General features: G+C 60.2%; 8 protein-coding genes. 5 read left to right on the top strand and 3 right to left on the bottom strand.

Going from position 1 to position 6,482, the window contains the following annotated elements; all coding sequences use genetic code 11:
* A partial coding sequence (locus AC5DC2_RS17330; protein WP_491699376.1) for an alpha-isopropylmalate synthase regulatory domain-containing protein occupies positions 1-895 on the top strand: 895 nt, incomplete at its 5' end.
* Between the two features lie 55 nt (positions 896-950).
* Here the strand turns inward: AC5DC2_RS17330 and AC5DC2_RS17325 are convergent.
* Complete coding sequence (locus AC5DC2_RS17325; RefSeq protein WP_491699375.1) at positions 951-1,559, bottom strand: hypothetical protein; 609 nt, start codon at positions 1,557-1,559, stop codon at positions 951-953.
* 316 nt (positions 1,560-1,875) lie between these two features.
* Between AC5DC2_RS17325 and AC5DC2_RS17320 the strand changes: the two genes are divergently transcribed.
* On the top strand, positions 1,876-2,538 hold the full coding sequence (locus AC5DC2_RS17320) for a CerR family C-terminal domain-containing protein (RefSeq protein WP_491699374.1): 663 nt from the start codon (positions 1,876-1,878) through the stop codon (positions 2,536-2,538).
* On the opposite strand, the gene AC5DC2_RS17315 is transcribed toward AC5DC2_RS17320, so the two are convergent.
* A complete protein-coding gene (locus AC5DC2_RS17315) occupies positions 2,514-3,443 on the bottom strand; it encodes a metallophosphoesterase family protein (protein ID WP_024706168.1) in 930 nt (309 codons plus the stop codon). The genes AC5DC2_RS17320 and AC5DC2_RS17315 overlap by 25 nt on opposite strands.
* Before the next feature lie 151 nt (positions 3,444-3,594).
* On the opposite strand from AC5DC2_RS17315, the gene AC5DC2_RS17310 reads away from it, so the two are divergent.
* Together AC5DC2_RS17310 and AC5DC2_RS17305 are read left to right on the top strand one after the other, a co-directional pair.
* The gene (locus tag AC5DC2_RS17310) at positions 3,595-4,083 is read left to right on the top strand and encodes a carboxymuconolactone decarboxylase family protein (RefSeq protein ID WP_491699373.1); all 489 of its coding nucleotides are present in this window, start codon (positions 3,595-3,597) and stop codon (positions 4,081-4,083) included.
* Positions 4,073-4,567, top strand: coding sequence for an RrF2 family transcriptional regulator (locus AC5DC2_RS17305; RefSeq protein WP_491699372.1), 495 nt, complete (start codon positions 4,073-4,075; stop codon positions 4,565-4,567). The genes AC5DC2_RS17310 and AC5DC2_RS17305 overlap by 11 nt, the downstream gene beginning before the upstream one ends.
* A 21-nt stretch (positions 4,568-4,588) precedes the next feature.
* Here the strand turns inward: AC5DC2_RS17305 and AC5DC2_RS17300 are convergent, their stop codons facing one another.
* Entirely contained in the window at positions 4,589-5,557 is a 969-nt protein-coding gene (locus tag AC5DC2_RS17300) for a glutathione S-transferase family protein (protein WP_036235522.1), read from the bottom strand.
* A 272-nt stretch (positions 5,558-5,829) separates the two neighbouring features.
* Here AC5DC2_RS17300 and AC5DC2_RS17295 point away from each other — a divergent pair, with 272 nt between their 5' ends.
* Positions 5,830-6,330, top strand: a complete 501-nt coding sequence (locus tag AC5DC2_RS17295) for a GNAT family N-acetyltransferase (protein WP_024706166.1) — start codon at positions 5,830-5,832, stop codon at positions 6,328-6,330.
* Positions 6,331-6,482: the final 152 nt, after the last annotated feature.

Raw genomic sequence — 6,482 nt, 5'->3', positions numbered from 1 at the left:
CGGCGCCGACCGCGTCGAGGGCACGCTGTTCGGCAATGGCGAGCGCACCGGCAATGTCGATATCGTCACCATGGCGCTCAACATGTTCACGCAAGGGGTTGATCCGGAACTGGATTGTTCCGAGATCGAGCGCATCAAGGACGTCTACGAATATTCGAACCAGATGACGATCCCGGAACGCCACCCCTATGTCGGCGAGTTGGTCTACACGGCCTTCTCCGGCTCGCATCAGGATGCGATCAACAAGGGGATGAAGGCGATCCGGGTCGCCAACAAGCCGGTCTGGGAAGTGCCCTACCTGCCGATCGACCCGCAGGACGTGGGCCGCACCTATGAGGCGATCATCCGCATCAATTCCCAGTCGGGCAAGGGCGGCATCGCCTATATCATGCAGAGCGACTACGGCATCAACATGCCGCGCGGCCTGCAGGTGGCCTTCCGCGAACTGATCCAGAAGATCACCGACGAAGAGGGCCGCGAACTGCCGTCGAAGCGCATCTATGACGTGTTCATGGAGCATTATGTCGATCAGCCGGAAGGCCGCATCAAGTTCATCGATCACCACACCTATCCGCAGGGTGCGGAAAAGGGCGTGCGCGTCGTGACGGCTGAAATCTCGGACGATGGCGAGAAGAAGCGGATCGACGCAAAGGGCAATGGCCCGGTCGATGGCTTCGTCAATGCGCTGTCTGCCTATCTCGGCATCAACCTGTCGGTAGAAGACTATTCAGAACACTCGCTCCACCACGGCTCGGACGCAAAGGCGATTGCCTATGTCGAGGTGAAATATGACGGCGGCCGCATGTTCGGCGCCGGGATCAACACCAATATCGTGGCGGCATCGTTGGAGGCGATCGTCTCGGCGGCGAACCAGATCCTCGCCAAGGGCGCGTAGACACATCATGACGGCGCCGGCAGGGCTGGCGCCGTCCGTTCCCTCAATTGCAATCTTACAGTTTCAGATAGGCCGATTGTGCGAGCGCCGGCATATCGGTGTCTGATGACGGGCCGACGATGGCGACGAGCGCGCGTTCTCCCTGCCACCAGGCGACGGTGAGATTGTCGCGGATGGTCTCCTGGACATCGGTGATCTCGTTGTCGAGCGTCGCCGGGCGCGCGAGGATGAAGACCGAAAGCAGGTCGCCCGCATTGTTGCGATAGAAGAGTTCAACGCCCGGCGTGCGGTCGACGGCGACGATGCGTGCGCCTTCAAAGATCCGCGCGCCCTCCTCGAAGCTTGGAACGCTCACGTCGAGGCCGGTCGTGCGCTGCACGAGGTCGGCAACGGCTGCGGTATCCTGAGGCCCGATATCCGTTATCGGCTGATATTTTCTGCCGAAGATGCGGAAATTGGCGCAGACATCGTCGATCCAGTCGTTCGATTGTTCCAGAGACAGGTCAACCGTTTCCGTCGCGCTCGAGGTATCCCGCGACAGGATCGCGCCGATGGCGATGCCAATGCCGAGAAAGCCGCAACAGGCAAGGGCTGGCAACCAGCGTTTCGCGCGCTTCCGACCGCTGACATCGGCTGATTTGTTGGTTTTGACGGAGATGTCCATCGTTTCCTTGAAAATATGAATGGCGACCGGAACCGGACCTGATGCCCCGTAGCGCGAAGTTCGCGCGCGATATTGCCCCTTGTAAAGGCCGGAAACAAGGGGCTGCGTTCACTTTGTCGAACCGACGCGGAACCGACTTATTTGCGTTTGACTATGATTGCTCCGCATTCCGGTTTCGCTGAGGAAAAATTACGGCAGAAATGTGGCTCAAGCGGAAAGGGGCCTTGCGGTATGGATCAATCAAGTGAACAATGACGTTGAAGAAGAACGAGAACCGGGCGGCTCGCCGCCCAACCGAGGGCAAACTTAACACGTCATGAGTGATAATCTGCAGGGAGCAGCGGCCACGCGTCAGGCGATCATTTCGACCGCTTTGCGCCTGTTCGCGGAATTTGGTTACAACGCCGTCTCCACACGCAAGATCGCGGAACGATCCGGGGCCAATATTGGCAGCATCGCCTATCATTTCGGCGGCAAGCCCGGGCTTCTGATCGCCTGCGCGCATTATGTGATCGACGCGATTTCGGAGCGGCTCGGAAGCGATGTCCTTCAGCCGGTGCCTGATGACGTCGCGGCCGAGGCCGCCCGCGAGGAACTCCTGGAGATCGCGCTTCGCATGGTGACGCCGATCACGGGGCGAAGTGACGCCGAGGCGATCTCCGCCTTCATGATGCGCTATATCACCCAGCGCAGCGAAGCCTTCGACCTGCTTTACGCGCAGGTCACAGCGCCATTGCACAGACATATCGGGCAGTTGCTCGGCCGCGCGAGCGGGAGAGATCCTGATGCCGAAGAGACCAAGGTGCTCAGCTTCGCGATCATGGGGCAATCGATGTATTTCCGGATCTGTCCGGACGCGGTAAAGAACGCCATGGGCTGGAACGGCCTTGGCGGCGGCGAATGCGCGAAGGTTGCGACAGCGCTGTCTCTGAGCATCAACGGACTGATCGACGCCTATTCCGCAGCGGCTTCAGCGTAGGAATAGGCAAATGCGCTTTCCGGCTCTATGAGGCCGCTTGCAGCATCGAGCGCATGGCGCTGGCAGTGCATTTCCCACCTGCCGGGCTTCCCCCTGACCGTGATCAGGTTGAAGGCAGACGGTGGCTTCTTGCCATCGGTTCCCTGTCCGGCCGCGGCAATGCCGATGACCGGCGTCTTGCCATGCGGCGTTTCGATGAAATTGACGGTGTTGAGATGGGTGTGCCCGTGCAGCACCAGTTCGCACCCTCCGGTCGAGACTGCGGCGCGGAACCGCCTGATGCCGATCAGCCGTTTGTGACGTGCGGCCGCCCCGCGCACCGGCGGGTGGTGGATCATCACGATCCTGAACAGGCCTTCCTCGCCGGCCTTCCTGAGCAACTCGGCCGTCGCGCGCGCCTGCTTCTTCTCGAAGTTGCCGATCGCCATGAACGGTGGCGAGGCGATGGCCGAAGAACAGCCGATAATCGCCACGGGCCCGCGCCGGCGCAGATAAGGAAAGGTGAGGGCATCCGAGGTGCTGCTGAGCGGACGGTGTTCATCGCCCTGCATATTGTCGCGCCAGGCCCTGGCAACCTTGGCATAGGCCCCGCCCACATAGGCGTCGTGGTTGCCGGGCACCAGCGAGACGTCCTTTGCCGGACCGACGCTCTTCAGCCATTCGGCGGCGTTCTCGATCTCCTTGGTGGTGGCAAGATTGACGAGATCGCCGGTGATTGCAAGGTGATCCGGCGCCTCGTCGGCGATCGCCAGAAGCAGGTTCTCCAGCGTGTTTTTGCCGAGATGTTTGCGCCGGTTGCGGTGCCAGTTCAAGAAACCGGTGATGCGTTTGGAGACCAGCTCTCGCGGCGAAAGCTGCGGCAGCGGTCCGAGGTGGACATCTGAAATATGAGCGAGCTTGAACATGAAGATGTCATAGACGGGCCCGCCCCAGGCCGCAAGCAGTCTCCGGCACGAACAGCCTCCGTGCACGGCGATCTTGACTTCGCTCAAATTAAGGATATTAAATATCCTCAAGGATAAAAAATATCCTTAATCTGATGAAAGGACTCAGATCATGACTACACCGCCCTATGCCCGGTTCACGCCTGCTCTTGCCGAGGCCTATATCGCTTTCTCCAAAACACTTGGGACGAACAGCCTTGATGCAAGGCTGAAACATCTCGTCGATATCCGCGTGTCGCAGATCAATGGCTGTGCCTTCTGCCTCGACATGCATCACAAGGAAGCCAAGATTGCCGGCGAAAGGGAGTTGCGTCTCTACCATGTCGCCGTCTTTGCCGAATCGCCGCTGTTCTCCGACACGGAAAAGGCGGCACTCGCCTATGCCGAGGCGCTCACCGGCGCGATAGACAACCACAGGGCCGTCTCGGCGCGCGAGGCGCTAGCGCCCTATTTCAGCGACCGGGAGATCGCCGAATTGACCTATGTGATCGTGTCGATTAATGGATGGAACAGGTTGGCGATTGCCTATCAGAGCCGTCCTGGCTCGCTGGACAGGGTTTACGGTCTGGATAAGGCCGGCTTGGAAGCGGATGCAGCTTAGAAATCAGGTCGAATGGGTCCTTCACGCGGCGGCCGTGCTAGCCGGTCTCCCGCGCGGACGCTATTTGCCCACCAAGGTGCTTGCGACCTTCCACGGCATTCCGAAGGAATATCTTTCGAAGGCATTGCAGGCGCTCTCCCAGGCCGGGCTCGTGGAAAGCTCGCTTGGGCCTGGCGGCGGCTACAGGCTCGCGGCCAGGCCTGAGGACATCTCTTTTCTTGACATTGTCGAAGCGGTCGAAGGCAAGGCGCCCTTGTTTCTGTGCCGCGATATTCGCGCCAACAACCCGTGCCTGCCGGAAGGCTATTGCCCGAAGGACATGTGCCCCGTGGCAAAGGTCATGCTGCGCGCAGACAGGGCCTGGCGGGCCTCGCTTGCCGAAACAAGCCTTGCCGACCTCGCGCCTGAAGTCGTCGAGGGGCTCGGCCCCGAGCTTTACGAGGCGACCCGCAACTGGCTGATGGAGCGAAGCGGCACGGGATAGCCGATCCGCGCTTCGTTCTGCTTATCGACCGTGCGGCGCGTCGAGATCGAGGATCGGTCCCTCAGGCACGATACCCGTTGGATTGATGTTCTTGTGCGAGCCGTAGTAGTGGCGCTTGATGTGGTCGAAATTGACCGTCTCGGCGATGCCCGGCATCTGGTAGAGTTCGCGCAGATAGCCCTGAAGGTTCGGATAGTCCGCGATCCGCCTAAGATTGCACTTGAAGTGCCCGACATAGACCGGGTCGAAACGCACCAGCGTCGTGAACAGCCGCCAGTCCGCCTCCGTCAGCGTGTCGCCCGCGAGGTAGCGGTTTTCGCCGAGCCGTTCCTCCAGCATGTCGAGCGTTTCGAACAGCTTGGTCACATGCTCGCCATAGGCTTCCTGCGTGGTGGCGAAACCGGATTTGTAGACGCCGTTGTTGACCGTATCATAAACGGTTGCATTGATGTCATCGATCTCGCCGCGGAGTTCTTCCGGGTAGAAATCGAGGTTGTTTCCGGTGAGCTTGTCGAAGGCCGAATTGAACATCCGGATGATTTCGGCGGACTCGTTCGAGACAATCGTCCCGCGCTTCTTGTCCCAGACCACCGGAACCGTTACGCGGCCGGTATAGTGCGGGTCGGCCTTGGTGTAGACCTGCCAGAGATAGTCGGCGCCATTGATCGGGTCGTTGGTGCCGCCGTCGCGGTTCTTGAATTCCCATCCGTTTTCCAGCATCAGCGGGTCGACGATCGAAACGTCGATAAAATCCTCCAGGCCCTTGAGCTTGCGGAAGATCAGGGTTCGGTGCGCCCACGGGCAGGCGAGCGCGACATAGAGGTGGTAGCGGTCCTTTTCGGCCTCAAAACCGCCTTCTCCCTCCGGCCCGGCGCTGCCATCGGCCGTGATCCAGTTCCTGAACTGCGAGCTTTCACGCTTGAAATGGCCCTTGGATTTCTTGGTGTCGTACCAGACGTCCTTCCAGACGCCGTCTTCCAGCATGCCCATGGGATGCTCCTTTCATTCCTCTCTCGACCCTTACATACGTTTCGGCTGAAGCATTGCCAGCCCCGAAACGTTTGACACTGTGTCATGGTTCAACGGAAATCGCGCTCTTGAGGTCCATCGGCTGGACGGGGCCGTTTTTTCCTGCTAGTGGCGTTCTGCCCTGAAACTGGAATTTGTCATGCGGATCCTGCGACGACGCTGATTGAAGATCGAAAACCGGAGAACCTCTCCGGCGGCTTTCATTTGCGTAATTCCGACAGGCTCACAAAACCATGACAAGCGAACTGTGCTACCTCCCCGAAGAGGTTTCCCACGACAACGCGATCGAAGAGATCAACGACGAGGCTTTCGGGCCCGGGCGCTTCGCGCGCACGGCAAGCCGTATCCGCGAGCAGGGCCCGCATGATCGCACCCTGTCCTTTGTCTGCCTGGATGGGGACGCAGTGATTGCCTCGGTGCGGCTGACGCCGGTCTGGGCCGGCAAGGCTGCCGGTCACATGCTCGGCCCGCTCGCCGTCCGCCCCTCCCACAAGAACCGGGGCATCGGCCGCAAGCTGGTGCGCATTGCCGTCGAAGCCGCCGCAGGGGCTGGCTCCGAGGTGGTGATCCTGATCGGCGATGCGCCCTATTACGGGCCGCTCGGCTTCCGCCCCATCGTGCCGCCGACCCTGCTTTTGCCGGGCCCGGTCGATCCGAAGCGCATCCTTGCCGATCCGTTGGTGGACGGCGTGGAAGCCAGGCTCGTCGGCATGATGCGGTTCCGGGCCGATTAGAGCATTTCGCAGTCAGATGGAAACATCTGACGTCCGCGAAAATGCGTCAAAACAAATAGATAGAGCGGTTTCGCGTTTCCACGAAAGGCGGAGCCGCTCTAGAGCGCCGTGCGTCCATTCGGACGCACAAAGGACGCTCTAACCTATTGAAT

It is taken from the genome of Martelella sp. (assembly GCF_984369615.1).
Note: the sequence above shows the minus strand (reverse complement) of the source record. Positions and strands in the feature narration are given on the sequence as shown.